The organism is Acinetobacter sp. GG23 (assembly GCF_057766365.1).
Genome location: NZ_JBYMDJ010000012.1, coordinates 18,359 through 41,866, shown reverse-complemented (window position 1 = coordinate 41,866; position 23,508 = coordinate 18,359). Strand labels below are relative to the sequence as shown.

Here is a 23,508-nt window from a genome sequence, read left to right as displayed (position 1 = left end):
ATGTTTCAATGGTTTAATGGTTTGCAAACTTTTAAAGGCATGAATACAGAACATGAAACTGACAATTAATACGTCATTCCAAGAGAATGCATCTAGTCCATTTTTGTTGATATTAGTCGATTCTGAACAGCTTCAAAAGCCAGCGACTACTTATGAAATCAATGATTTAAATACATTAGTAGAAGCAGCCCAATTTAAAGCCAGCCTAACTGAATCGCTGCCCCTGATTGGGAAAGTGGCGGCATGTACCAACAGTGCCCTGATTGGTATTGATAAGGCAGCTGAAATTCAACCGGCCAAATTAGCAAAAATCGCACAAACTATTATCAAAGCGTCACAAAAAAAATTCAAACAGATCAGCATTGATATTTCTGCCTTGGCGCCAGAACAACATTATTTATTTGCCTTGGCTTTAACTCAAGCCAGCTATGCTTTTGATGAATATAAATCGAAGAAAAATGAATTCATCCTTGAAGACATTTATCTTATCGCAAACAACAGTAATTTAAATGCACAACAACTCAGCCTGATTCACGCGGTGCAATCGGGCCAAAACCTGGCTCGTGATTTGGGTAATCGTCCGGGCAATATCTGTTTCCCTGAATATCTGGCAGAACAGGCGCAAGCCTTGGCGGCAGAATATCCGGATCTGTTAAAAGTAACCGTTCTTGATGAACAGCAAATGGCCGATCTCGGCATGGGCGCGTTCCTGGCAGTCAGCAAAGGTTCAGATCGTCCAGGACGCATCATTACCATGGAATACCAGACCAATGCCGAACAGGCACCAATCGTGCTGGTGGGTAAAGGGGTAACTTTTGATACCGGCGGTATTTCACTCAAACCAGGCGTTGGCATGGATGAAATGAAATTCGATATGTGTGGTGCTGCTTCTGTACTCGGTACGATGCGTGCGCTGTGTGAATCAAAACTTCCGATTCATGTTGTGGGTACAATTGCGGCTGCTGAAAACATGCCGTCGGGTCATGCGACACGCCCGGGTGATATCGTGACCACCATGAGCGGTCAAACCGTCGAAATTTTAAATACCGATGCGGAAGGCCGTTTGGTGTTATGCGATACGCTGACCTATATCAAACGTTTTAATCCTGCGCTGGTGATTGATATCGCAACCTTGACTGGTGCATGTGTGGTTGCTTTAGGTTCTGTTCTAACCGGTATGTTTACATCGGATGATGAACTTGCAGCTGAAATTACCGCTGCAGGTCAAACCTCATTTGACCGCGTATGGCGCATGCCGGTGATTGAAGATTATCAGGAACAACTGGATTCTCCATTTGCTGACATTGCCAACATTGGTGGGCCTAAAGCCGGTGCTGTAACTGCCGCATGTTTCTTGCAACGCTTCACCCGTGAATATCGCTGGGCACATTTAGATATTGCCGGAACAGCATGGAACTCAGGTACAGCCAAGGGTGCAACTGGCCGCCCTGTTCCATTACTGGTTCAATTCTTGGCAAACCGTGCGCAGTCGAATGGCTAAAGTTAGCTTTTATCTATTTGAAAAAAGTAATGAGCGGCAAGTGGAAAGCACTTGCCGTTTGTGCCGCAAAATTCTGAAACAATCGGAACATATCTGGTTATATTGTTCCGACACAAAATTGCAGCAACAGCTTGATGAACAATTATGGAGTTTTGATCCTAGCAGCTTTATTCCGCATGGGATTGATCAGGAACATGCTCCTATTTGTATTTCATCTCGACTGCCGGAACAATCTGACTGGATTGTGTTTAATTTTAACAATCAAGCGCTTGAACAGATTGATAAATTTAGTCACATTATAGAAATCATCGAAAATAATGAATCGGCAAAACAACTGGGTCGCGAAAAATTTAAACAATATCGACGTCTAGGTATTGAGCCGCGAACTTTCAAGCTTTAGCCGGTCAATTGAAATAAGGAGATACGAGGTGGCATTAAATGTCGGTCAAGATTTTAAACAGCGCTGGTTAGATGTGCCTGAAGCTGTTCGTCAGGTATTTATTGATGACCTACACCGTGTCTGCAATGTGCTGAAACCTGAAACCAATATCCAAAAGTGGTTGGAAAAGGATAAAGAAGCACAACAACACTCTTTTGAGAGAATTGAGCGTGCATATGTAGAACGTAAGGCACAACTGATTGAAGAAGCACGCATTCGCAAGCAGCTTGCGCTAGAAAAATCTCTGGAAAATAAACGTGCTGAACAAGTTGCTTATGCTCAAGCCTTGCAGCTAGATGAAGCTCGACAGTTTGCCGAACAAACCCAAACCTTGGCCTTTATCCGGCAAACTTTAGAGCATGAAACCCATGTTTATACAGCACGTTATCATAAAAATCCTGAAGGCTCAGCACTGAATTTTTCTAAAGGCATGCGGTCGATTCCTGACACTGCAATGCTATCCGAACTGGAAAGCGTGCGTTTACGTCTCGAATTAGAAGCTGAAACCTTGATTGAACAGGCGGTTACGGTATTTCGTGCCAAGTTACATCAAGCCAGCCAAGACGAAATTGACTACATTTTGAAAAACTCTGATTTATCGACAGAGAAACCAAAGCACTAATTTCTCATCGCAATTTATCCAGACTATTTTTCCACTGTCATATAAATGACATGTTTATGTCACAAGATAGTCATGTTTTTAAATCTATTTAAAAACATGACTTTGAAATGCTTAAACATCATCTTATTCAGGAAGAAAAAATGGATATCTTGAACCAAATTTCCACTCAAATTGCGGCACTGGATTCGGGTGAAAAATGGAGTGTATCTGCTCAAGATTTATGGATTAGCCATGCCGACTTCCACTCAGTTTCAATTTATATTTCCCGAGAAGCTGAAAAAGGACTATTTTCTGTTTCTATTCCTGCCGCATTAAGCTCGTGGGTGGGAAGTACAGCAGTCACGATTACCAAACACTGAAATAGATCAATCAAAACAGTCCACTTCGGTGGGCTATTGTTATTTTAATACATAGATTGAATTTTTTATTCAATTCAAGCAAATTCAAATCCGGCCTAAATCATTAAAAACTAAATTAAATCTACAGCAAGTCCCAGCATATTGCCTACACCATAGCCCATAGCTAATAACAAGCTAATCCAGATCAGCCCGCCTACGACATTATAAAGCATAAAACTGAAAATATTCATGTGCCCCGCCCCTGCAGCAAAAGGTGCAAATGAACGGACAAACGGCACAAAGCGTGCAACCAGAATGGTTTTTCCACCATGCTTGCTAAAATAATGATTGGTTTTAACAATATATGTAGGTTTCAAAAACCGTGAATGTTCATGAAAGAATTTAAATCCCAACACCTGACCAGTATAATAATTGACGATATAGCCCAATACAGAGGCACTAAAAAGTAATAGCCCCATATAGTTTAAATGGATCACATCGGTGGTTGAGCACAGTGCGCCAATAGCAATTAACAGACTGTCCCCAGGCAAGAAGAACATGAATACAGAACCGGTTTCCGCCAAAATAATCAGAAATAAAATGGCGTAAATCCATAAACCATACTGATCCAGCAAATTCGGTAACCATTGTTCAATATGCATTAAAAAATCAAGCATTTGCACCTACCCACTTGCACTTTATTATTTGCATAAATTACTAAAAACCATAAATAGAAATAAAAAAACAGTCTGATTTTTCAACCAGACTGTTTTCTATTCTATGGATTTTTACTTCAAGAAGCCATTTTCTGCAAGAAATGCCATACTTAATTTTGATTGCTCTTTCACTTCAGCCGCCTTATCACCAAGCATTAAACGCTCGATATAACGTGCTAAAACGTCGACTTCCAGATTCACTTTGGCACCGGTTTTCCATGTGCCAATATTGGTTCTTTCAGCCGTATGCGGAATAAGGTTGAGGCTAATCACATTACCGCGTAAATGGTTAATGGTCAGACTAATACCATCCACAGTCACCGAACCTTTTTCAGCAAGATATTTGGCAATCTCAGCAGGTGCAGTTACTTCATAATAAATTGAGCGGGCATCTTCACGCACAACGGTAATTTCACCCACAGCATCGACATGACCGCTGACGATATGACCGCCAAAACGTGTGGTTGGTAACATGGCTTTTTCCACGTTCACACGCTGACCCACTTTCCAGCTGCCCAAGGTGGTGCGGTTTAAACTTTCACGCGACACATCGGCCGCATACCAGTTTTCGCCCCATTCAATCACGGTGAGGCAAATCCCGTTGGTGGCAATTGAATCGCCCAAATGAACATCTGACATGTCGAGACTGGTGCCAATACGCAAACGCACATCACCGCCCACGCTTTGTAAACTTTCCACTTTGCCTAGACTTTCAATAATGCCTGTAAACATAACTTATTCTCTAATTCTGTATTTGTTTTACCACAAGGCCAGTTGTGTACTCACGCCCGTGGTATCAACACCACCCAGTTCAGCAAAATGATACAACTGACCCAATAATTGGCGCAGCGGTGGACCAGATTTGGCATGGGTATCGGTAATCACAATAAATTCTAATACACGTGCACGTTCTGACTGACGTTGCTTGCTAACACGATAGCGTGGCACATCTTGTGTTAACAGAGTCACACGACCACGTTTTAAATTCGCTTGCAGCAAATCACCGGCTTCAATATTACCATCGGTAGAATAACTGGTCAGAATATAACGTGCATTAATTGTCGCAACCAATTTCTCGTAGGCTTCTTTGGCATGCTTGGAAGAGTTGTACTGACTTGGACGCTCTTTACGCCATGCACGGTCAATCCCGCTCTTATAGCCTTTGGTATCTGGACTTGGTAAATCCGCCTGATCCCACAAGGTTAAAGCATTCAGTACATGATAGTTACTGCCATAGGCATGCTGGTTATACGGTGGATCAAGATAAGCCACATCCACTTCAAAACTGCTCATTTGATTGGCAAGATGCTGAGCATCGACACACCACATTTCGGCTGCCGGTTTTTTCGGTTCGCCAATCTCGCAGAAACGACTCGGGGTCAGCCAGAGTAACGATTCAATCCGTTCCAAAGCCGTTTGGGTTTTACCGCCCCAGCCATGATGGAAACTTTTGAAGACGCCACTGGTATTGCTGACAAAACTTGCGGAATAAAGCAACGGTGCGAGCAATGCCGACATCTCGACATCATCAATTGCCCCTTGCGCCTGCCAAGCGGCAATTTGCTGACGAATCGCGTCGATACGCATGCCATTACGGCGTTTGAAAAATAGACGATCACGTGCTGGATCATAAATTTCGTCATTACGCGGACACAGGTTATGCGTCACCCAACCTTTGACTTCCGGCAAACGATTCAGGTAATCAATAGCTTTTTGATAACCACCCAACTCTTTAAATGCCGGTGCTTCTGTGCAGGATAAAATCGCACTATTTAAAGCATGGCTATACGGTTCCCAGTCATTGGCAATCACGCGATAACCATTTTGACGCGCCAGACGTGAAACTACACCGGAGCCTGCAAAAAAGTCAGCGAAAATCGGGGCACGACCATTTTTGCTATTTAATGTTCCCGTGCTCTCAAGTGCTTCCAAAATCAGATGAAGTAAACGACGCTTATTACCTAAATACGGAACAAGCTGATTGAAAAGATATTCGTCTGTGGTACGTGCTGAATGACGACGTTTATGATAAACCGAAGACTCTGAATTCATACTGTCTCTTGAGAAGGGATTAACCTTAAGCGCACATCATCCCCCAATTGGGTGACTTCCATGAGCTTAAATCGAAGTTGCTCTGCCATACGGCTAAATTCCGCACTAAACATTGCGCGTGCTGCTTGACCTAAAAATGTCGGTGCAACATAGCTGATCATTTCATCGACTAACTGTTGTTGTAAAAAGGCAGTCGATAATGTTGCCCCCGCTTCCACCAGCACATCGTAAATTTGATGCTGTTTAGACAGGGTGTGTAGCAAGTCTTTTAAAGGTTGTACTGCAAATTGTAGCACGCCTAAATCAGCCAATTCCTGACGGAAAGGTCCCATGACCATCACCGTATCAGGCTGCTGCAGTATTTTTGCATGAAGCGGTAAACGTCCCTGACGATCCAGTACCAGACGTTTCGGCTGAACAATTCGGGTGATATCTTCAATGCCATTGAGCTGACGTACATTAAGCTGACAGTCGTCTGCCAGTACCGTTTCAATCCCGGTAATCACCACACCGGAAATCGCGCGCCAATGCTGCACATCCTGACGGGCTTCAGGTCCGGTAATCCATTTCGATTCCCCGGATGCCATGGCTGTACGACCATCCAAGCTTGAGGCTATTTTTAAACGCACGTAAGGCATGCCAGTTGCCATGGCTTTAAGAAAGCCAAGATTAAGTTTTTCTGCTTGTTGTTCACAAATGCCAACTTCAACTTCAATGCCGGCATCTTTTAGAATTTGTACACCCTTGCCTGCCACCAACGGGTTTGGATCGGGACAAGCGACAATGACTTTAGCAATCCCTGCTTCCACCAAACCTTTGGCACAAGGCGGCGTACGACCATAATGCGCACAAGGTTCCAAAGTCACATAAGCGGTTGCGCCTTGAGCAAGATCTGCGGCCTGACGCATGGCAAAGACTTCCGCGTGCGGTTGTCCAGCTTGAGGATGAAAGCCTTCGCCAACTAACTGACCATCTTTAACGATGACACAGCCGACATTGGGATTGGGTTTGGTGGAGTATTGTCCAAGTTGCGCTAATTCAATCGCACGTTGCATCCACAGCTGATCTTGGTGAATGGGATCTTGGCTTAACTTAGACATCTTCAAACTCTTTTAATGTTCACGGTGTTGCATTTGTTCAATTTGACGTCGAAAAGCTTCTACATCCTGAAAATCTTGATATACCGAGGCAAAACGCACATAAGCCACATGATCAAGGGCAAACAAGGATTGCATGACAATTTCACCAATCATGCGTGATTTCACATCACGCTCACCTAGGCGACGAATTTGTAATTGGATATCGCTGAGGACAGTTTCAATCTGCTCTTGTGTGACCGGTCTTTTTTGTAAAGCATGCATCAATGAACGGCGCATTTTCGCTTCATCAAAAGGTTCGCTCTTGCCGTCAGATTTAATCACCCGTGGCATCACCACTTCATAGGTTTCAAAGGTGGTAAATCGTTCTCCGCAGCTGATACATTCACGACGTCGACGAATTTGACAGCCTTCAGCAGCCAAACGCGAATCGATAACTTTACTATCTGCGGCGTTGCAAAATGGACAATGCATAGCGGTTTAATTGAACAAATCAAATCGGATTTAGAGTGTAGCAAAAATTCTGCGTTTTGTAGAGACTTACGCAAGATATGGAAAAAAAACAGCCCTTCCGGGCTATTTTACACAATATATTGATTATCGACTTTTTTATTATTCTACACGTTCGCCATGTTGACTTAAGTCTAGACCCATACGTTCATCATCCGCTTCAACACGAATGCCAATCACCAGGTCAATCAGTTTAAGAATAATGAAAGTCACTACACCAGAGTAAGCGATGGTTGCAAGTACACCTTCAATTTGCACCCATAATTGATGCATCATATTTGCAGGAACTTTATCGCCCATGATGAATTCACTTGCGAACACTGCTGTTAAGATTGCACCGACAATACCACCCACACCATGCAGACCAAAAGCATCCAAAGAGTCATCAGCTTTCAGTGCACGTTTAAGCGCAGTAATACCCCAGAAGCACACGACACCGCCAATCAAGCCCATCGCCATTGCACCGCCTACAGTCACGAAACCAGCTGCAGGGGTAATCACTACCAGACCCGCAACCGCGCCAGATGCGCCGCCCAATACCGAGGCTTTACCACGAACCACTTTTTCAGTAATTAACCAGGCAATTGCTGCGGCCGCCGCTGCAACTTGAGTAACCACCAATGCATAACCTGCAGAACCGTTGGCACCGAGTGCAGAACCACCGTTGAAACCGAACCAGCCCACCCAGATCAGGCTGGCACCAATCACGGTTAAAGCCAGGTTATGTGGCGCCATTGATTCACGGCCCAAGCCCATACGTTTGCCAAGCATGTATGCAGCAACCAGACCTGCGACACCCGAGTTAATGTGAACGACCGTACCACCAGCAAAATCCAGTGCGCCGTCGTTACCTAACCAGCCGCCACCCCATACCCAGTGGGTAATTGGCGCGTAAACCACAATACTCCAAATGGTAATGAATGCAACGAAAGCGCTGAATTTCATACGTTCTGCAATCGAACCGGTAATAATGGCTACGGTAATGATGGCAAAAGTCATTTGAAAAATAACAAACAGAATTTCTGGAATTGTTCCGGTTAAGGCATCTGTGGTAATGCCGGATAACATGATCTTATCCAGACCACCAATGAATGCATTTCCTTCGCCAAAGGCTAAGCTATAACCAATCACGACCCAAGTAATACTCACAATTGCCGCTGCAACAAAGCTATGTGCCATTGTGCCGAGGACATTTTTCTTGCGAACCATACCACCGTAGAACAGTGCCAAACCTGGAATGGTCATTAGCAAAACCAGTGCTGTAGACACTAAAATCCATGCAGTATCACCTGTATCTAATTTTACTTCTTCTTCGACAGGTGCGGCTGTTGCTTCAGCTGGAGCAGGTGCTGCAGCCAATTCAGAATTTGTTAACGATGCATCAGCAGTTTCAACCACTGTGACATCTTCAGAAGCAGTGGATGCTGTTACAGCTTCTTCAGCCCATACAACAGAACCACCTAAGAGTGCGCCAGACAAACTCAGCGCAATGAGCATCTTTTTCATTCGTATCCCCCAACCTAGTATTTTTTGAGTTATTAGGTACTCAGCAAACTTCGTGCCAAATTAGACAGCATCTGCACCTGTTTCACCGGTACGAATACGGATGACTTGTTCCAAATTAGTCACGAAAATTTTACCGTCACCAATTTTTCCTGTACTTGCAACACGCGTAATCGATTCAATCACTGAATCAACCATATCATCGCTAATTGCAATTTCAATTTTCACTTTAGGTAAGAAATCAACGACATATTCAGCGCCACGATAAAGTTCAGTATGACCTTTTTGACGACCAAAGCCTTTGACTTCAGTTACGGTGATCCCTTGAACACCAATTTCAGAGAGTGCTTCACGCACGTCATCTAATTTAAAGGGTTTTACAATTGCAGTTACGAGCTTCATGTTTGTTTCCTTCGGCTTCTTTCACCAGTAAGGTTTTATGTTCAAATTTCGTGCCAAAATTTCTAAGGTTGGGGGAAAATAGAGAGTTTCGACACGAGTTTTCTTTATAACCTATTTTATACTTTTAAGCGTAGTCTGATCTTTAAAAAACAGATATTTTTATTATAAAATTTACGATTTTACTCATCGAACAAAACTATATCTGATCGATGGGGGCTATGGTCTAGGTTTGAGCAATGCTACACTGCTGCTACTTCTGCACTCTTAGGGAATCAACAATGATCGAAACATTATTACAAGCTATACTCGAACAAATAGATCAACCAAAAAAAGATATTGAACACAATTTGCGTGCCTTACTCAATGAAGCTGTTTCCAAGATGGATCTGGTTTCAAAAGATGAAATTGAACGTCAACGTACTGCGCTCAATAATGCCAACTTACGCTTAAATGAACTGCTTAAACAAGTTGAAGCATTAGAGATTAAAATCAATAACAAGAAATAAGCACTTTTTTGGTGCACTAAAAGACACAAAACGATTAAAAATAACGCACTATAACGGAACAATAATAATGTCTTTTGCTAAAATTTATACTCGAGGTCTGCTTGGACTTCATGCACCTTTAATTGAGGTCGAAGTTCATGTCAGTCAGGGTTTGCCTTCTTTAACCATTGTCGGGCTGCCTGAAGCGGCAGTTCGTGAAAGTAAAGATCGGGTACGCTCAGCCATTATTAATAGTGGTTTTCAATTTCCAACTAAGCGTTTAACCATCAATTTAGCTCCGGCAGACTTGCCCAAAGATGGCTCACGTCTCGATTTACCCATCGCTTTAGGCATCCTCATCGCATCCGGGCAAATCCCTGAAAATGTTACAGACAATTTGGAGTTTATTGGTGAACTGGCTTTGGATGGGCAACTTCGTCCCATTACCGGGATTTTGAGTATTGCGATTGCCTGCCAGCAGCTAGGACATCAACTGATCTTGCCAGAACAAAATGCCCAGCAAGCCTCTCAACTGCCTCATTTTGAAGTTTTTGCAGCCCAGCACCTAAAAGATGTCTGTGATCATCTTTCTAATCAGCAGCCTCTTCAGCAATATCAAGCCAGTCAGACGGCTGCGCCAGATCAGTACAGATTCGATTTAGCCGATGTCAAAGGTCAACTGCGTCCACGACGCGCTCTGGAAATTGCCGCAGCAGGTGGGCATTCTTTATTGTTCAAAGGTCCGCCGGGTACAGGTAAAACCCTGTTAGCATCACGGCTTGCCAGTATTTTACCGCCTTTAGATAGCCAGGAAAATCTGGAAGTTGCCAGCATCTATTCGGTTTCCAATACCTCGCACCCCTTTGGACAGCGCCCTTTTCGGGCACCGCATCATACTGCTTCAGCGATCGCTCTAGTCGGTGGCGGTTCATATCCCAAACCCGGTGAAATCACTTTGGCCCATTTAGGGGTCTTATTTCTAGATGAGCTGCCTGAATTTGACCGCAAAGTATTGGAAGTTTTAAGACAGCCGCTGGAATCTAAAGAAATTGTGATTTCTCGCGCTTCGAGACAAATCACTTTCCCAGCCAATTTTCAGCTGATTGCCGCAATGAATCCCTGCCCCTGTGGCTATGCTTTTAATCAGGATATTCGTTGCCAATGTTCAGCAGATGCAATTAAGCGTTATCAGAGCCGTATTTCAGGTCCACTCCTCGATCGTATTGATTTGCATCTGGATGTCCCACCATTACAAGCGCATGAGTTGCAAGATACAGCACCGGTCGAAAATTCACAGACTGTGCGTGAGCGTGTGATTCAAGCTTATAATTTGCAAATACAACGACAGCAATGTCTGAATCACGCTTTAAGCCCTAAACAGTTAGAGCAATTTGCTCCCTTGGATACGCAAGCACAAAAAATCATGGAAATGGCACAGCAACGCTTAAACCTGTCTGCGCGTGCTTATCATCGGGTATTACGTGTCGCCCGAAGTATTGCGGATTTATCCCAACATTCCGAGATTCAAAGCCAGCATTTAACTGAAGCGTTGTCTTATCGGGCACAACAAGGCTAGACCAAAATGCAAATGTTGATCCATAGTGAAAGCCTTGCTGATTAGGCTGCTATTTCAGATATCATCGAATAGGTTTTTTAAGATCAGCAATATTTAAGTCATACTGAACAATTCATTGTGGATGCCTTAAAACGGGCAAATGTGCTGATTTTTTCTTTAGTTGCCGTTCAAAACCGGAAAATTGTGGGACATATAGCCATCTCCTCTGCCGTGTCAGAATTTCTTCTGGTATTAAAGGCTGGGCTGGCTTGGGACACGTATTGCTGTTTTACCTGAATGGCAACGACAAGGTATAGCTTCAGCACTGATTCGATCAAGCGTGAATCAATTGAAAGTGATGGGTACAAAAGACTACGTAGTTTTAGACGATCCGAATTTCTATTCTTAATTTGGTTTTAAAGCAGTTCTGGAACCAATCCTGGATCCTATACCGACTCAATATTTTCAAGCTTTCTTTTAGGCGGGCGATATACATCAAAGTCATGTGAGCGATTATTCTGTATTTTCTGCCCTATAAGCAAAAATAAAGCCTTTCTTTATTTCTAGCGCAAAGAAAGGAAGTGTCAGTAGCCAATGAATCACCTGCATAAAAACCTCCAAAGCCAAACTTTGAAGGTTTTTAATTATTTGCAATTAGAATGTTTTGGTTAAGGTAAATACCGCCCCAGTTTCTACTCCACGGCTTGCCACATGTGGCATACCATCAGTATCAATATCTGTACCTATCGCAGCCAATTCAGCAGTTAGACCACTAACAGACGCAAATGAGTAAGTTACACCAGCTTTCCAATCAATATAGCTGTCATCACCCCCAAAATAATTTTCATCTGCCAGTGTATAACCCAGTGCAGCAACACCGCCAAAACCAGTTGCACCAAAAGGTACAGAATAAGTTGCATTTAGGTACCATGCATCAGTGTCTAAACCCAAGAAATCATTACTGTAGTTAACTGCTGTCAATAGACTTGCACCTTGTACAAAAACATCTTTAAATGTCAATTTACCGTATAATTCCAACCAGTTTAAGTCACTTTCACTTGGATAAGCGTAGTACCATAAACCTACATCTAATAACGGTTTATTTGCAAAGTTATCCAAAGTCGTTGCAAAACCGATGTAAGGGTCAAGTTCAATGTGGGCTGTACCACCAAAATCAACATTTGAACCCCATACACCCGCATATGCACCTGACTCATGTGACAATACAAAACCGGCTTGTACAGCGGGATCATTGAATGTTTGCGTCATACCACGGAAACGGTAATCTGAGGTTAATGCTGCAGTTCCACTTACGGATAAGCCTAATGGTGATGCAGATGTTTCATCCGCAAAAGTGAACGTAGATGCTGCGCCTAATACAGCCAGAGATAATGCATTTAAAGTTAATTTCATTGTTTGATTCCCCCACATCGTACTACGACGGTTTTTTTGGTTATTTCGATAAACTCAATGAGGTAATAGCAATTGCTATGCCAAAAACGAAATACGATCTTTAGAAGCCATCTAGAATAAAAAATAAATGCATATATAGTTTTGTTTATATTGAACTTTAATTAATTAAAATAAATTTAATTAAAATACAGCTTGTTCGATACTATAACCAATGTGTTCAGTATTGAAATTCACTTCAGCTTTAAAGCAAGAGTCATATTTACTTACATCCTGCCTCTTTTTGAAGCTATTTTTTAATCCCACAATTTTATTACGCCTAAAAAAAGTGCACAAATTTAAAACAATTTATGCACTTTTAAAAAACTTACAGTTTTTAGGCTTAAAAATTAAAATTCAAACCGAATACAACTTGATCATCAAAATCTGTATCGAAGCGATCCTTACCACCGACCACATAATCAAAAGATGCTGTCGCACCCGTATTGGCAATTTCTTTACTCATACCTATACGCGCTTCATTAAAAGCAACTTCATTTTTAGTTTCAATCATGCTGTCATCACGACTACTGTTATAAACAGATGCGCCAATTGATGTATTCAACATAAAGTTTTGCGGCAAAGCATAACTGTACGCTGCACTTAAATACACATCTCCTGCGTTAGCGAAAGAAGCATCTGTAAGCATTAGGGATGTACTCAAAGTTAAGTTTTTATAAGCCAATTCACCTAATATATCAAATGCTGTAGTTTTACGTTCATCGCCATCTTCAGCATAAACTGTACCGCCATCTTGGTAGTAATAAGCAGTTCCTTGAACTTTATAGCGCCAATCCGGGTTAATGTCTTGCGCATACGCCACATAAAAATCATGTTCAAAACCATGATCTTTATCTTTACTATTATCAGACGGGTCATAACCGAGTGTTGAACCCCAATATCCTACGCTAACACCACTTTGATGTGCATACTCAATGCCAGCTTGCAGAGCGACATCATCATTTTCAACTCCACCACGGAAAATATATTTATTGACCACAGCAAAACTGCCTGTTAATGCTCCCGCTGCCGATAAAGTTGACTGTTCTTCAGCAAATGCAGGTATTGTGTTCATGGCAAGCAATAAAGATAACGCAACTTTGTGTGAATTTTGCAGCATTTTTACCCCGTGTAGAATCAGTTAAAGATTCTGTTCAACGATGAATTTGGCTGCGGATTTTAAAACTTTTTTATCCTTCTTGGTCAATTATTTAGATCAATCTAACTTACTTTCATTCAACTAATAATCAATAAGTCAGCTTAATATTGAAGTAAATTAAATTTTTAGATTAAAAATTTAGATGAAATTTGCAGAGAGATACAATTTTTTAAAAATTTCTGATTATTCACTCGCCTTTTTATGAACATTCCTAAATCCGGGCTTTTAATCCATACTAGACTAAAGTCTAAAACAGCAAAGTTTCATAAAATTTAGCTTAATTAGTAAATTTCAGCTGTATTTAACTGTTCAAAACTCCTTATCAAGTCAGTTATACTTTAAATATATTATTGTTTTGTAAAATAATTTTAACAAATAGCAAAATTTAAATATTTTTATTAAGTCAAAGGTGCAACATTATATTCAAAGAATGCATAACTTTAATGAAATAAAATCAATAAAAAAAAGATTTTTTTGCTCTACATTACGTATACAATTCCTTCAATTTCTTCGTCCAATTTTGTATAAGGCCTTCTCCCAATGCAAAAAACACAAAAACTTACTTTAGCGATTTTAATTCAAGCTGCATTAATCTCAACGGCCTATGCGAGCGAGCAAAGCGAAGCTAAAGGCTTTATAGAAGATGCTGAAGGTTCGGTTTTATTCCGTACCGGTTTTATTGACCGCGATAAGAAAAATGTTCCAGCAGGTACAGATACTCGCTCTTCAGCACAATCTGCAATTTTTGATTTAGAGTCTGGATACACTAAAGGTGTTGTTGGGTTCGGTGTAGGTATTGTCGGTGATGCATCCTTCAAGTTGGGTGACAACAAGCATGCCGGTAACCAAATGATTCCACGTGAAACATTAAATGGCAAAAAACAAGCTGGTGATACCTATGATCACTGGGCACGCGGCGGCGCAAATGTAAAAGCACGTATTTCTAACACCGAAGTACGTTACGGTACTCAAGTTTTAGACTTGCCTGTTCTTGCCAGCAACACTGGGCGCATGGTTCCTGAATACTTTGAAGGCGTACTTGCCACCAGCCGCGAAATTAACGGTCTAGAACTGACAGCCGGTAAATTCACCAAGAACCAAATGTCTGAACAGATCAATACTGACGGTAACCGTTTAGACCAGGCGGTAGTTTGGGGAGCTAAATACAAATTCAGTGATGCCTTAAATGCATCTTACTTTGGCTTAGACAGCAAAAATAAATTAGACCGTCATTATGTCAACGCCAACTATAAGCAAGCTTTAGCCAACGACAGTTCATTAACTTATGACTTCAGCGGTTATCATACTAAATTTGATAAAAACGCGACTACATATTCTTCGACTGGTGAAGTTGCTCCCGACTATGCAACAACAGGTGTTGCTGGTGTAGAAAAGACCAATAATATTTGGGCTATTTCAGGTACTTATAATACTGGTGCACATAATCTTATGCTTGCTTACCAGCAAAATACTGGCAATGTCGGTTATGACTATGGTCAAAATGCTGATGGCTTTCAAAGCGTTTACTTGCCAAATTCTTACTTGTCTGACTTCGTCGGCAACCATGAAAAATCTGCACAAGTTCAATACAGCTATAACTTCAAAAACCAAGGCTTAGCTGGCTTGAACTGGACCACTGCTTATGTCTATGGTTGGGACATCAATGTTGCAGGTCAAACAAACGAAGGTAAAGAAAACGAGTTCTTTAACCAGGTGAAATATACGGTTCAAAGTGGTTTTGCCAAGGATGCCAGCCTGCGTGTACGTAACTCAATCTACCGCGCTAATAATGTCTACGAAAATGCCTACATTGGTGATACCAATGAATGGCGTGTTTTCCTAGATATTCCTGTGAAATTATTTTAATTTACAGTAAGTTTAAGAGCTAAAAAAACCTGCACATTGTGCAGGTTTTTTATTTGCTCAAGTTTAACTAAAAAGTTCAACTTCATAGCAAACGGAATTATTTATTCGCAGCTTTATATGCTTCAATTGAGCTAAGCACTTCTTGTTTCGCAACATCAGCACCTTCCCAACCACTTAACTTAACCCATTTTCCTGGTTCTAAGTCCTTGTAGTGCTGGAAGAAGTGTTCAATTTGACTGATCAATAACGGAGGAAGATCAGTGTACTCCTGAACATCTTTGTAGATTGGTGTTAGTTTTTCGTGCGGTACAGCAACCAGCTTCGCATCAATACCACCGTCATCTTCCATGTTTAATTTACCGACAGGGCGGCAACGAATCACTGAACCTGGTTCAACTGGATATGGTGTTACAACCAATACGTCTAATGGGTCGCCATCTAGAGACAAGGTATTTGGTACATAACCGTAGTTTGCTGGGTAGAACATTGCTGTACCCATGAAACGGTCTACGAATAAAGCATCTGAATCTTTGTCGATTTCATATTTGATTGGTGCTGCATTTGCAGGAATTTCAATAATGACATAGATGTCGTTTGGTGCATCTTTACCCGCTGGGATATTGCTGTAGCTCATAGCATCACTCTTTAACAAGTTAAATCTTATTTAAACCGGCACGATTATAACGGTTTTTGAGAATTAAATAACTTTGTGATTATACATCCGCCAAGCCAAAATATGTATTTCCACAGACTGATGTCACTGTTAAGTTAATTTAATCACCAGAAGTAATAAGCAAATTGGACATAGTAAAGACAAGATCCAAATAATGCTACGCAACGTTGCCCAATTGGCCAAATAGCAAATGCCATAAATAATACGCAGCACGATATAGGCAATACCAAAAGTCATGATTACGGTTTGAGGAACCACCATATATTCCGCCATTAAAATAGCAGCAATAAATAAAGGTAAACTTTCAAAACTATTTTGCTGTGCTGCATTAGCACGTGCGGCCAAGCCAGTGGTTTTAGATAAAAAATCGCGCGGATTTTGATTATCTCGTCCTTTAAAGCCAGAGGTTTTTTTTGCAATCATTGTAAAAACGTAAGGCAATAAACATGCAATTAAGATGAGATAGATTATTCCGCTGATGTTTTGCATCTGATTTTTCTCATTAAGATTTTCTGCCCAGTATCATAGCATGACGGTTCAGTAATAATTTTTGTTAAATTATAATGTTTTTATTAATGAGGAATAAGGATCTCTTATGGTCAACCCAGATCAGCAAATAATGTTGGATGTCCTTGAAAAACAGCGTTTGCATCAACTTAAAGTAGATCGTGTACTCAAAATTGTGTTGCCGATTGTGGGATTTTTACTTGCAGTCATGTGTGCCAACTTCAATAGACTTTCTCTGATTTTCACCATTGTTATATCAATCGTCGCACTTTGGATGGTGGGAATTAAGCGTCAAGCCCTGTGGATATGGACTACAGTCGTTGCCCTCTATTGTGTGCTTGATAATTTATATAGCTTTGGTTCATTTGATTTAAAGCGATATATTTATCAGTTCGGTAGCATCACGACCTTTATCTGGATTATGGGTATAGGGCGTCCTTATATTGATCGCTGGTTGATGAAAGATTAAAAATAAAAAAGCGCCGAGAACGGCGCTTTTTTATTGCATGGTTTATGCTGTTTTACGTAAATCTTTACGTAAGATTTTGCCTACGTTTGATTTTGGCAATTCATCCATAAACTCAACATAGCGCGGGCGTTTATAACCGGTTAAGTTTTCTTTAGCGAAAGCAAGTACTTCTTCAGTGGTTAAAGACGGATCTTTTTTCACCACAAACAACTTAGGTACTTCACCCGATTTTTCATCAGGTACACCAATTGCTGCAACTTCCAATACTTTTGGATGTTTAGAGACCACGTCTTCAATTTCAGATGGATAAACATTAAAACCAGAAACCAGAATCATGTCTTTTTTACGGTCTACAATCTTCACATAACCGCGAGCATCCATAATACCGATATCACCGGTACGGAAGAAACCATTGGTCATGACTTTTTCAGTTTCATCTGGACGGTTCCAATAGCCTTTCATGACTTGTGGACCACGAATCGAAATTTCACCCTGCTCGCCCAGTGCCACTTCATTGCCATCATCATCCAGAATCGCAACTTCAGTTAGTGGCAACGGAATACCAATCGTGCCGCTAAATTCCATTGATGAAGGCGGGTTTGCAGTCGCAACCGGCGAAGTTTCTGATAAACCATAACCTTCAATGATGTTGGTACCGGTAATTTTTTTCCATGCTTCAGCTGTAGAAGCCAGAACAGCCATACCCCCACCCATCGCCATTTTAAGGTTGCTATGGTCAAGTTGCTTAAACTCTTCATTGTTCACCAATGCATTAAACAAAGTGTTTACTGCCGGGAAGAATGACGGACGGTATTTGCGCAATTCTTTCATTACCGCGGGCAAGTCACGCGGGTTTGGAATCAGAATATTGGCTTGACCTTTATACATGCCGTACATGGCACACACCATGAATGCAAAAATATGATAAAGCGGTAATGCACAGAAAATACGGTCATCTTTCGCGCCATCTTGTGCACCAAATTTACTTTGGAAAATACCGTCACACTGCAACATGTTTGCAACAAGATTACGATGTGTCAGCTCTGCACCTTTAGAAACACCAGTCGTACCACCAGTGTATTGCAGTACAGCAGTATCACTTAAAGTCAAACTTGGACGTTTATAGTTGCTTGCGCTGACTTTAGACATTGCAGCATTAAATTTGATATGTCCTGGAATATCCCAAGCTGGAATTTGCTTGCGTACTGAACGCAATACAAAATTCACTAATGTGCCTTTTAATGCACCTAACATATCGCCAACAGAAGCCACGACCACATGCTTCACAGGTGTTTTACCAATAATTGCTTGATAAACTGTTGCAAAGTTTTCAATGATCACCAATGCTTCCGCACCCGAATCATTCAGTTGGTGTTCAAGTTCACGCGAGGTATAGAGTGGATTCACATTCACAAGTACCAAACCTGCACGGAATACACCCAGTGCCACCACTGGATATTGCAGCACGTTTGGCATCATTACTGCAACGCGAGAACCTTTTGCCAAACCTAAGCTTTGTAAATAGGTTGCAAATTTACGGCTTGCTTCTTCTAGTTCATTAAATGTTAAGACTTTATCCATAAAGATAAAGGCATCACGCGAACCAAATTTTTGAAAATTACGTTCAAAAACATCATTAAGTGAGGTATTTTCTGGTGGTAATTCTACTGTTTCCGGAATTCCTGTTTTCTGGTATTCAGCGAACCAAATTTTTTCCATAACGCCCTTCTCTCCAATCTATAATCCTTAGTTTTCAACTGTTTTTCAATGTTATGCTGATTATTTAACTTGTTTATGCATAACATGACATCCATTTACACGAATACGAATCATATATAACGTATTTTGATCAATGGATGCTAGTTTTATCTTTGAATGAACAGTTTATTTGCTTTTTGATATCCCCGTGGCAACAGTTGACCTTTCGTCGCTCTTTTACCAATATACTTCTGAAGATCATCACCTTTTAGTTTTAATTGTTGCTGCCCTGCAACCACTTGAATTATTTCATTTAAACCAAGCAATGTCATGGACAAAATTTGTTCTTTCGCTTCAAGTTGTATCAACTTGTTTCCTTTACCTTTGTTCAGCATTGGTAATTCTGACAATTCAATCACCAATAACCGACCAGCGGTACTTAGAATAGCTAAATGCGTATGGGCCTCTACCATTTGTAATGGCAATGCTTTGGCATCCTCAGATACCGTCAGGAATGCTTTACCGGCTTTGGCATTGGTATCAAGCTGTTTTGCATTGGATTTAAAGCCATAGCCTTTAGAGCTTACTGCAATAATTTCCTGTTCATCTTCCGCAATCAGCACTTGAATAAAGCCAATTCCGTTTGCAGGAGCAAGTTTGGAGCTTAACGGCTCACCTAAACCACGTGCCGATGGCAAACTGTTAATCGCTAACGCATAACTACGTCCAGTTTCATCCAGTACGTAAGTGCGCTGATTTGATTTACCGGTTGCATGACTTAAATATTGATCCCCTGCCCGGAAATTCAGGTTTTCTGCATCCACTTCATGACCTTTGGCACAGCGAACCCAACCTGCTTCTGACAATACCACAGTCACTGGGTCAGCGGGCATCAGGTCTTGTTCACTAATTGCGGCGGCTTCTGCGCGCTGTACGATTGGCGAACGTCGGTCATCACCAAATTTTTTGGCGTCATCTTTCAGTTCGGTAATGATCAGATTTTTCAATGATTCTGGGTTGGCTAATTGTTCACGAATAATGGCAGCACGTGCTTCCAATTCTTCCTGTTCACGGCGAATTTCCATTTCTTCAAGTTTTGCCAAATGACGTAACTTGAGCTCCAAAATGGCTTCGGCCTGAATTTCATCAATCCCGAAATGTGCAATCAGTTCAGTTTTCGGATGATCTTCTTCGCGAATAATACGAATGACTGTATCCAGATCCAGATATGCAATCAAAAGACCAGCCAAAATATGCAGGCGTTTTTCAATTTTATTTAAATGGTATTGCAGGCGACGGGTGACCGTACTCTTACGAATTTCAATCCATTCCAGCAAAATACGACGAATCGATTTCACCTGCGGACGACCATCAGCACCAATCATGTTCATATTGACACGATAGCTCGACTCTAAGTCAGTTGTTACGAACAAGTGGCTCATCACGGCTTCAGCATCAATACGATTGGAGCGTAGCACAATCACCAAACGGGTCGGATTTTTATGATCCGATTCATCTCGAACATCGCTGACCAAAGGCAGTTTCTTCGCCTGCATTTGATCGGCAATTTGGGTGATGATTTTTGAACCCGACACCTGATACGGCAGCTCGGTAATCACGATTTCATTTTTTTCAATGCTATACACCGCACGCATGCGATAACTGCCACGACCTGTGGTCTGAATTTTTAATAAATCATCAGCCGAGGTAATAATTTCTGCTCTGGTCGGCAAATCCGGTGCAGGAATATATTCTGCAACTTTCTCATCAGTTAAGTTCGGATTACGAATCAGGGCGATGGTGCCTTTAATCACTTCACGCAAGTTGTGTGGCGGAATATCGGTTGCCATACCCACGGCAATACCGGTGGTACCATTCAACAAGATATTCGGTACGCGTGCAGGCAGATTAACCGGTTCTTTCATCGAGCCATCAAAGTTGTCCTGCCAGTCACAGGTGCCTTGACCAAGCTCAGACAACAGCACTTCACTATAAAGTGAAAGTTTGGCTTCGGTATAACGCATTGCTGCGAAAGATTTCGGATCATCAGGTGAACCCCAGTTGCCCTGACCTTCAATAAATGGATAGCGATAACTAAACGGCTGTGCCATCAGCACCATCGCTTCATAACAGGCAGAATCACCATGCGGATGGTACTTACCGAGTACATCACCGACTGTACGGGCAGATTTTTTCGGCTTGCCACTATGCTTTAAACCCAGCTCACTCATTGCATAAACAATACGGCGCTGCACGGGTTTTAAACCATCACTGATATGTGGCAATGCACGATCCATAATCACGTACATGGCATAGTTAAGGTAAGCTTGTTCAGTAAATTCTGCTACGGAACGATTTTCTGTCGCATGATGCACAAGGCTGGTCATAAAAGCGTGGAATCCTAAATAATTCGTTTTTTATCTATGCGGCTATGCTAAGTCGCGATTGCCGACTACACAAGAGCAGTCAATGATACTGCACGACAAATTGTGTCTTATGAGATAAAAATATTCATTTTATATTTACAAAGCAACTTAAAACCCTTAACCGCATAAAAGTAAAATTCTATTAAACTTAAGTATAAATATGATTTTAATTGGCTATACTAGATAATAGTGCGATATATATCACATTAATATGCATTTTCATTTAACTCTGTAACATTCTTTGGAAGCGTGTGGCTCATTCTATGCAAATGTATATTCCTTATCAGCTTCGAGTAAAATTACAACAGATTGATCCTATTTTAGATCCTCAGTGGCAACAAGATCTTAGTCTCCTGCTGGCCTCCACACCTGAACATCTGCATCCCAAGATAGAAGATGAATATTTAAAGCCCAAGAATATTCATTGGAACTATTTATCACAAATTTTTGAGTTTAGAGGTCATATTGGTCTGCATGAGCTTCATAGTTATATTCAACATTCAGGTCTGTTACAGCTCGCCCAAAAAATTCGTACCACCTTTCAGCATTTAAAAAAATATCAAACTGATGTTCAAATTGCTGATTATTTAGAAACCATTACTTATGAAATTAACAGTCTGGAGTTACAAGATCAAAAAAATATTCAGGCTCAACAGCTATTAAAAAACGCATTTTTATATGATGCTGCGCTGAGTATCAAGCAGATAAATTTTTCAGTCACCCCCAACTTCCGTGGCTTGACAGCTGATCAAGTGCGCTGTTTTATCTTTGAAATTTTTATAAAAAGTGAAATTTTGGGAAGCTGGTTTGCCCATATTTTACCCAGTGAATATGCGCAGCAGGAACTGCCTATTTTTCAAGACTATTTTAGTCATGAGCAGCATGTACGTGACTTTGAAATTATTCGAACTTCCGCTTATTACTTTATCATTGGCAGTTCTTGGGACAGCCGGGTATCTTCTTATTCTATTCGACGTTTTTTAACCGAAGAAAATTTCGGCGTGGTAAATAAGTTTTATATAAGTGGCCTGGTTCTTGATCCTAAACAGATCGAGGTTGCCGACTACTTTGAAAACTTTAAACAACAGATGGGAAAAATGATTGGCTTACAACGCCAAATGAACCCTCATATTGTCGATCTGATGGAGTCATTACACTATTACAATCAACATCATCTTCGGCAAAAAATCATGCAAATGCTGGAAATCACGGGTTTTTCAGTCGATCACCTGATCAATGAGCACTTAAAGGAAATTGAAAAAGACTTATGTGTATACATTCTTGAACCCTTTCAAAACGGTCTCAAAAACAGTATTCAACAACCTGACGAGTTAGAATTTTGCTTTTTAAATATTCGACGCTTAATGAGCGAATTGTTGCACAGCTTTGAAATATTCTCTCAGGAACCTGCTATTCAATTTAATCCCCGTGCACGTCAGTTCAAGTACCGGCTGATTGCTTATCTAAATTTATTAAAGCAGCGTCGTGCTTATATTTTTGTTCAGTTTGAAGATCAAGATCACTATCAGCACCATCTCAATTTAGTGACGACTCCCTTGCAACAGCTGCGAGATCAGGTGAATGGTGCCATTGAACAATGTCGTTTCCTGCAACAGCAGTTGCGCCAGTTGGAACGCGATGCCAAACAATCGGAAAATACGACCTTTCTCAAACGCCTAATGAGTAAATCACAAAATAATTCTAATAAAATAAATGAATTAAAAACATCACTTATTGAAGTTCATCATCGCTGTTATTCAGAGATCATTCGTATTCAAAAACACTTCTCTCAGCACAGTCTTTATTTAGAGTCGAAAAACTTAATCTCTGCGGATGATCCCAAAGTACGCCATTATGCCTTTGCAGATGGTGAAAATGGCATAACACGATTGCCCCTTTTATTGCAATTACCCGAGAACCGAGACAACTTTAACTTGCAAAGCATAGCCTTGGTTTTAAATCAAGATGTGGTGCATTCTGCCAAACATTGGGTCATCGACTAGTTGCCAATGTTTAACGTTCAGTACTTTGATTTGAGGTA

The 23,508-nt window shown here is 41.1% G+C and carries 23 protein-coding genes; 10 read left to right on the top strand and 13 right to left on the bottom strand.

From position 1 onward, the window contains the following. The first annotated feature begins 52 nt into the window (after window positions 1-52). From AC3CAU_RS15810 to AC3CAU_RS15795, 4 genes are all read left to right on the top strand, one after another. Window positions 53-1,501: a leucyl aminopeptidase gene (locus AC3CAU_RS15810; protein ID WP_447053905.1), complete on the top strand. Its 1,449-nt coding sequence runs from the start codon at window positions 53-55 to the stop codon at window positions 1,499-1,501. After that, window positions 1,494-1,901 (top strand): DNA polymerase III subunit chi, encoded by a 408-nt coding sequence (locus AC3CAU_RS15805; protein ID WP_131216080.1) that lies wholly within the window; start codon window positions 1,494-1,496, stop codon window positions 1,899-1,901. The genes AC3CAU_RS15810 and AC3CAU_RS15805 overlap by 8 nt, the downstream gene beginning before the upstream one ends. A gap of 28 nt (window positions 1,902-1,929) precedes the next feature. Beyond that, the gene (gene blhA / locus AC3CAU_RS15800; protein WP_131216081.1) at window positions 1,930-2,562 is read left to right on the top strand and encodes a cell division protein BlhA; all 633 of its coding nucleotides are present in this window, start codon (window positions 1,930-1,932) and stop codon (window positions 2,560-2,562) included. A 107-nt stretch (window positions 2,563-2,669) separates the two neighbouring features. Then, the gene (locus AC3CAU_RS15795) at window positions 2,670-2,921 is read left to right on the top strand and encodes a hypothetical protein (protein ID WP_447053904.1); all 252 of its coding nucleotides are present in this window, start codon (window positions 2,670-2,672) and stop codon (window positions 2,919-2,921) included. 110 nt (window positions 2,922-3,031) lie between these two features. Here AC3CAU_RS15795 and AC3CAU_RS15790 read toward each other — a convergent pair whose 3' ends face one another. The 7 genes from AC3CAU_RS15790 to glnK all read right to left on the bottom strand — a co-directional run bounded on the left by AC3CAU_RS15790 (window position 3,032) and on the right by glnK (window position 9,180). After that, window positions 3,032-3,577, bottom strand: a complete 546-nt coding sequence (locus AC3CAU_RS15790) for a VTT domain-containing protein (RefSeq protein WP_447053903.1) — start codon at window positions 3,575-3,577, stop codon at window positions 3,032-3,034. 111 nt (window positions 3,578-3,688) lie between these two features. Then, the gene (locus AC3CAU_RS15785) at window positions 3,689-4,348 is read right to left on the bottom strand and encodes a riboflavin synthase (RefSeq protein WP_447053902.1); all 660 of its coding nucleotides are present in this window, start codon (window positions 4,346-4,348) and stop codon (window positions 3,689-3,691) included. 27 nt (window positions 4,349-4,375) lie between these two features. Then, window positions 4,376-5,668, bottom strand: coding sequence for a DNA adenine methylase (locus AC3CAU_RS15780; RefSeq protein ID WP_447053901.1), 1,293 nt, complete (start codon window positions 5,666-5,668; stop codon window positions 4,376-4,378). Next, entirely contained in the window at window positions 5,665-6,768 is a 1,104-nt protein-coding gene (gene ribD, locus AC3CAU_RS15775; protein ID WP_447053900.1) for a bifunctional diaminohydroxyphosphoribosylaminopyrimidine deaminase/5-amino-6-(5-phosphoribosylamino)uracil reductase RibD, read from the bottom strand. Before ribD ends, AC3CAU_RS15780 begins: the two co-directional genes overlap by 4 nt. Window positions 6,769-6,780: 12 nt before the next feature. Beyond that, window positions 6,781-7,239, bottom strand: coding sequence for a transcriptional regulator NrdR (gene nrdR, locus AC3CAU_RS15770; protein WP_067722460.1), 459 nt, complete (start codon window positions 7,237-7,239; stop codon window positions 6,781-6,783). Window positions 7,240-7,377: 138 nt separating this feature from the next. Next, window positions 7,378-8,781 (bottom strand): ammonium transporter, encoded by a 1,404-nt coding sequence (locus tag AC3CAU_RS15765; protein ID WP_131216087.1) that lies wholly within the window; start codon window positions 8,779-8,781, stop codon window positions 7,378-7,380. Window positions 8,782-8,841: 60 nt separating this feature from the next. Next, entirely contained in the window at window positions 8,842-9,180 is a 339-nt protein-coding gene (gene glnK / locus AC3CAU_RS15760; RefSeq protein ID WP_005094485.1) for a P-II family nitrogen regulator, read from the bottom strand. A gap of 278 nt (window positions 9,181-9,458) precedes the next feature. Between glnK and AC3CAU_RS15755 the strand changes: the two genes are divergently transcribed. The 3 genes from AC3CAU_RS15755 (at window position 9,459) to AC3CAU_RS15745 (ending at window position 11,629) form a co-directional block, all read left to right on the top strand. Beyond that, window positions 9,459-9,686, top strand: a complete 228-nt coding sequence (locus tag AC3CAU_RS15755) for an accessory factor UbiK family protein (RefSeq protein ID WP_131216088.1) — start codon at window positions 9,459-9,461, stop codon at window positions 9,684-9,686. Between the two features lie 67 nt (window positions 9,687-9,753). Further along, on the top strand, window positions 9,754-11,241 hold the full coding sequence (locus AC3CAU_RS15750) for a YifB family Mg chelatase-like AAA ATPase (RefSeq protein ID WP_447053899.1): 1,488 nt from the start codon (window positions 9,754-9,756) through the stop codon (window positions 11,239-11,241). 238 nt (window positions 11,242-11,479) lie between these two features. Beyond that, complete coding sequence (locus tag AC3CAU_RS15745) at window positions 11,480-11,629, top strand: GNAT family N-acetyltransferase (RefSeq protein ID WP_131216114.1); 150 nt, start codon at window positions 11,480-11,482, stop codon at window positions 11,627-11,629. 245 nt (window positions 11,630-11,874) lie between these two features. Here AC3CAU_RS15745 and AC3CAU_RS15740 read toward each other — a convergent pair whose 3' ends face one another. Both AC3CAU_RS15740 and AC3CAU_RS15735 read right to left on the bottom strand, forming a co-directional pair. Continuing rightward, window positions 11,875-12,633, bottom strand: a complete 759-nt coding sequence (locus tag AC3CAU_RS15740) for a TorF family putative porin (RefSeq protein WP_131216090.1) — start codon at window positions 12,631-12,633, stop codon at window positions 11,875-11,877. Window positions 12,634-13,012: 379 nt separating this feature from the next. After that, on the bottom strand, window positions 13,013-13,789 hold the full coding sequence (locus AC3CAU_RS15735; protein ID WP_131216091.1) for a TorF family putative porin: 777 nt from the start codon (window positions 13,787-13,789) through the stop codon (window positions 13,013-13,015). Between the two features lie 579 nt (window positions 13,790-14,368). Here AC3CAU_RS15735 and AC3CAU_RS15730 point away from each other — a divergent pair. Next, window positions 14,369-15,694, top strand: a complete 1,326-nt coding sequence (locus AC3CAU_RS15730; protein ID WP_131216092.1) for an OprD family outer membrane porin — start codon at window positions 14,369-14,371, stop codon at window positions 15,692-15,694. Window positions 15,695-15,791: 97 nt separating this feature from the next. Here AC3CAU_RS15730 and ppa read toward each other — a convergent pair whose 3' ends face one another. Both ppa and AC3CAU_RS15720 read right to left on the bottom strand, forming a co-directional pair. After that, complete coding sequence (ppa, locus tag AC3CAU_RS15725) at window positions 15,792-16,328, bottom strand: inorganic diphosphatase (RefSeq protein ID WP_131216093.1); 537 nt, start codon at window positions 16,326-16,328, stop codon at window positions 15,792-15,794. A gap of 129 nt (window positions 16,329-16,457) precedes the next feature. After that, a complete protein-coding gene (locus AC3CAU_RS15720; RefSeq protein WP_131216094.1) occupies window positions 16,458-16,856 on the bottom strand; it encodes an MAPEG family protein in 399 nt (132 codons plus the stop codon). Between the two features lie 106 nt (window positions 16,857-16,962). On the opposite strand from AC3CAU_RS15720, the gene AC3CAU_RS15715 reads away from it, so the two are divergent. Continuing rightward, complete coding sequence (locus tag AC3CAU_RS15715; RefSeq protein ID WP_131216095.1) at window positions 16,963-17,343, top strand: hypothetical protein; 381 nt, start codon at window positions 16,963-16,965, stop codon at window positions 17,341-17,343. 42 nt (window positions 17,344-17,385) lie between these two features. On the opposite strand, the gene AC3CAU_RS15710 is transcribed toward AC3CAU_RS15715, so the two are convergent. Both AC3CAU_RS15710 and parC read right to left on the bottom strand, forming a co-directional pair. Beyond that, window positions 17,386-19,062, bottom strand: a complete 1,677-nt coding sequence (locus tag AC3CAU_RS15710) for an AMP-binding protein (RefSeq protein WP_131216096.1) — start codon at window positions 19,060-19,062, stop codon at window positions 17,386-17,388. 146 nt (window positions 19,063-19,208) lie between these two features. Then, window positions 19,209-21,428, bottom strand: a complete 2,220-nt coding sequence (gene parC, locus AC3CAU_RS15705) for a DNA topoisomerase IV subunit A (RefSeq protein ID WP_447053898.1) — start codon at window positions 21,426-21,428, stop codon at window positions 19,209-19,211. A gap of 302 nt (window positions 21,429-21,730) precedes the next feature. Between parC and AC3CAU_RS15700 the strand changes: the two genes are divergently transcribed. After that, window positions 21,731-23,470, top strand: a complete 1,740-nt coding sequence (locus tag AC3CAU_RS15700) for a hypothetical protein (protein WP_424622039.1) — start codon at window positions 21,731-21,733, stop codon at window positions 23,468-23,470. Window positions 23,471-23,508 lie beyond the last annotated feature (38 nt).

What these genes read in the sequence shown, in the direction of transcription:
- AC3CAU_RS15735 (WP_131216091.1), bottom strand. Translation starts at nt 13,789, where the DNA reads ATGCTGCAAAATTCACACAAAGTTGCGTTATCTTTATTGCTTGCCATG.
- ribD (WP_447053900.1), bottom strand. Translation starts at nt 6,768, where the DNA reads ATGTCTAAGTTAAGCCAAGATCCCATTCACCAAGATCAGCTGTGGATG.
- AC3CAU_RS15740 (WP_131216090.1), bottom strand. Translation starts at nt 12,633, where the DNA reads ATGAAATTAACTTTAAATGCATTATCTCTGGCTGTATTAGGCGCAGCA.
- AC3CAU_RS15720 (WP_131216094.1), bottom strand. Translation starts at nt 16,856, where the DNA reads ATGCAAAACATCAGCGGAATAATCTATCTCATCTTAATTGCATGTTTA.
- AC3CAU_RS15805 (WP_131216080.1), top strand. Translation starts at nt 1,494, where the DNA reads ATGGCTAAAGTTAGCTTTTATCTATTTGAAAAAAGTAATGAGCGGCAA.
- AC3CAU_RS15750 (WP_447053899.1), top strand. Translation starts at nt 9,754, where the DNA reads ATGTCTTTTGCTAAAATTTATACTCGAGGTCTGCTTGGACTTCATGCA.
- AC3CAU_RS15785 (WP_447053902.1), bottom strand. Translation starts at nt 4,348, where the DNA reads ATGTTTACAGGCATTATTGAAAGTCTAGGCAAAGTGGAAAGTTTACAA.
- AC3CAU_RS15755 (WP_131216088.1), top strand. Translation starts at nt 9,459, where the DNA reads ATGATCGAAACATTATTACAAGCTATACTCGAACAAATAGATCAACCA.
- AC3CAU_RS15730 (WP_131216092.1), top strand. Translation starts at nt 14,369, where the DNA reads ATGCAAAAAACACAAAAACTTACTTTAGCGATTTTAATTCAAGCTGCA.
- AC3CAU_RS15765 (WP_131216087.1), bottom strand. Translation starts at nt 8,781, where the DNA reads ATGAAAAAGATGCTCATTGCGCTGAGTTTGTCTGGCGCACTCTTAGGT.
- parC (WP_447053898.1), bottom strand. Translation starts at nt 21,428, where the DNA reads ATGACCAGCCTTGTGCATCATGCGACAGAAAATCGTTCCGTAGCAGAA.
- AC3CAU_RS15715 (WP_131216095.1), top strand. Translation starts at nt 16,963, where the DNA reads ATGGTCAACCCAGATCAGCAAATAATGTTGGATGTCCTTGAAAAACAG.
- AC3CAU_RS15700 (WP_424622039.1), top strand. Translation starts at nt 21,731, where the DNA reads ATGCAAATGTATATTCCTTATCAGCTTCGAGTAAAATTACAACAGATT.
- ppa (WP_131216093.1), bottom strand. Translation starts at nt 16,328, where the DNA reads ATGAGCTACAGCAATATCCCAGCGGGTAAAGATGCACCAAACGACATC.
- AC3CAU_RS15710 (WP_131216096.1), bottom strand. Translation starts at nt 19,062, where the DNA reads ATGGAAAAAATTTGGTTCGCTGAATACCAGAAAACAGGAATTCCGGAA.
- glnK (WP_005094485.1), bottom strand. Translation starts at nt 9,180, where the DNA reads ATGAAGCTCGTAACTGCAATTGTAAAACCCTTTAAATTAGATGACGTG.
- AC3CAU_RS15810 (WP_447053905.1), top strand. Translation starts at nt 53, where the DNA reads ATGAAACTGACAATTAATACGTCATTCCAAGAGAATGCATCTAGTCCA.
- nrdR (WP_067722460.1), bottom strand. Translation starts at nt 7,239, where the DNA reads ATGCATTGTCCATTTTGCAACGCCGCAGATAGTAAAGTTATCGATTCG.
- AC3CAU_RS15795 (WP_447053904.1), top strand. Translation starts at nt 2,670, where the DNA reads ATGCTTAAACATCATCTTATTCAGGAAGAAAAAATGGATATCTTGAAC.
- AC3CAU_RS15790 (WP_447053903.1), bottom strand. Translation starts at nt 3,577, where the DNA reads ATGCTTGATTTTTTAATGCATATTGAACAATGGTTACCGAATTTGCTG.
- AC3CAU_RS15780 (WP_447053901.1), bottom strand. Translation starts at nt 5,668, where the DNA reads ATGAATTCAGAGTCTTCGGTTTATCATAAACGTCGTCATTCAGCACGT.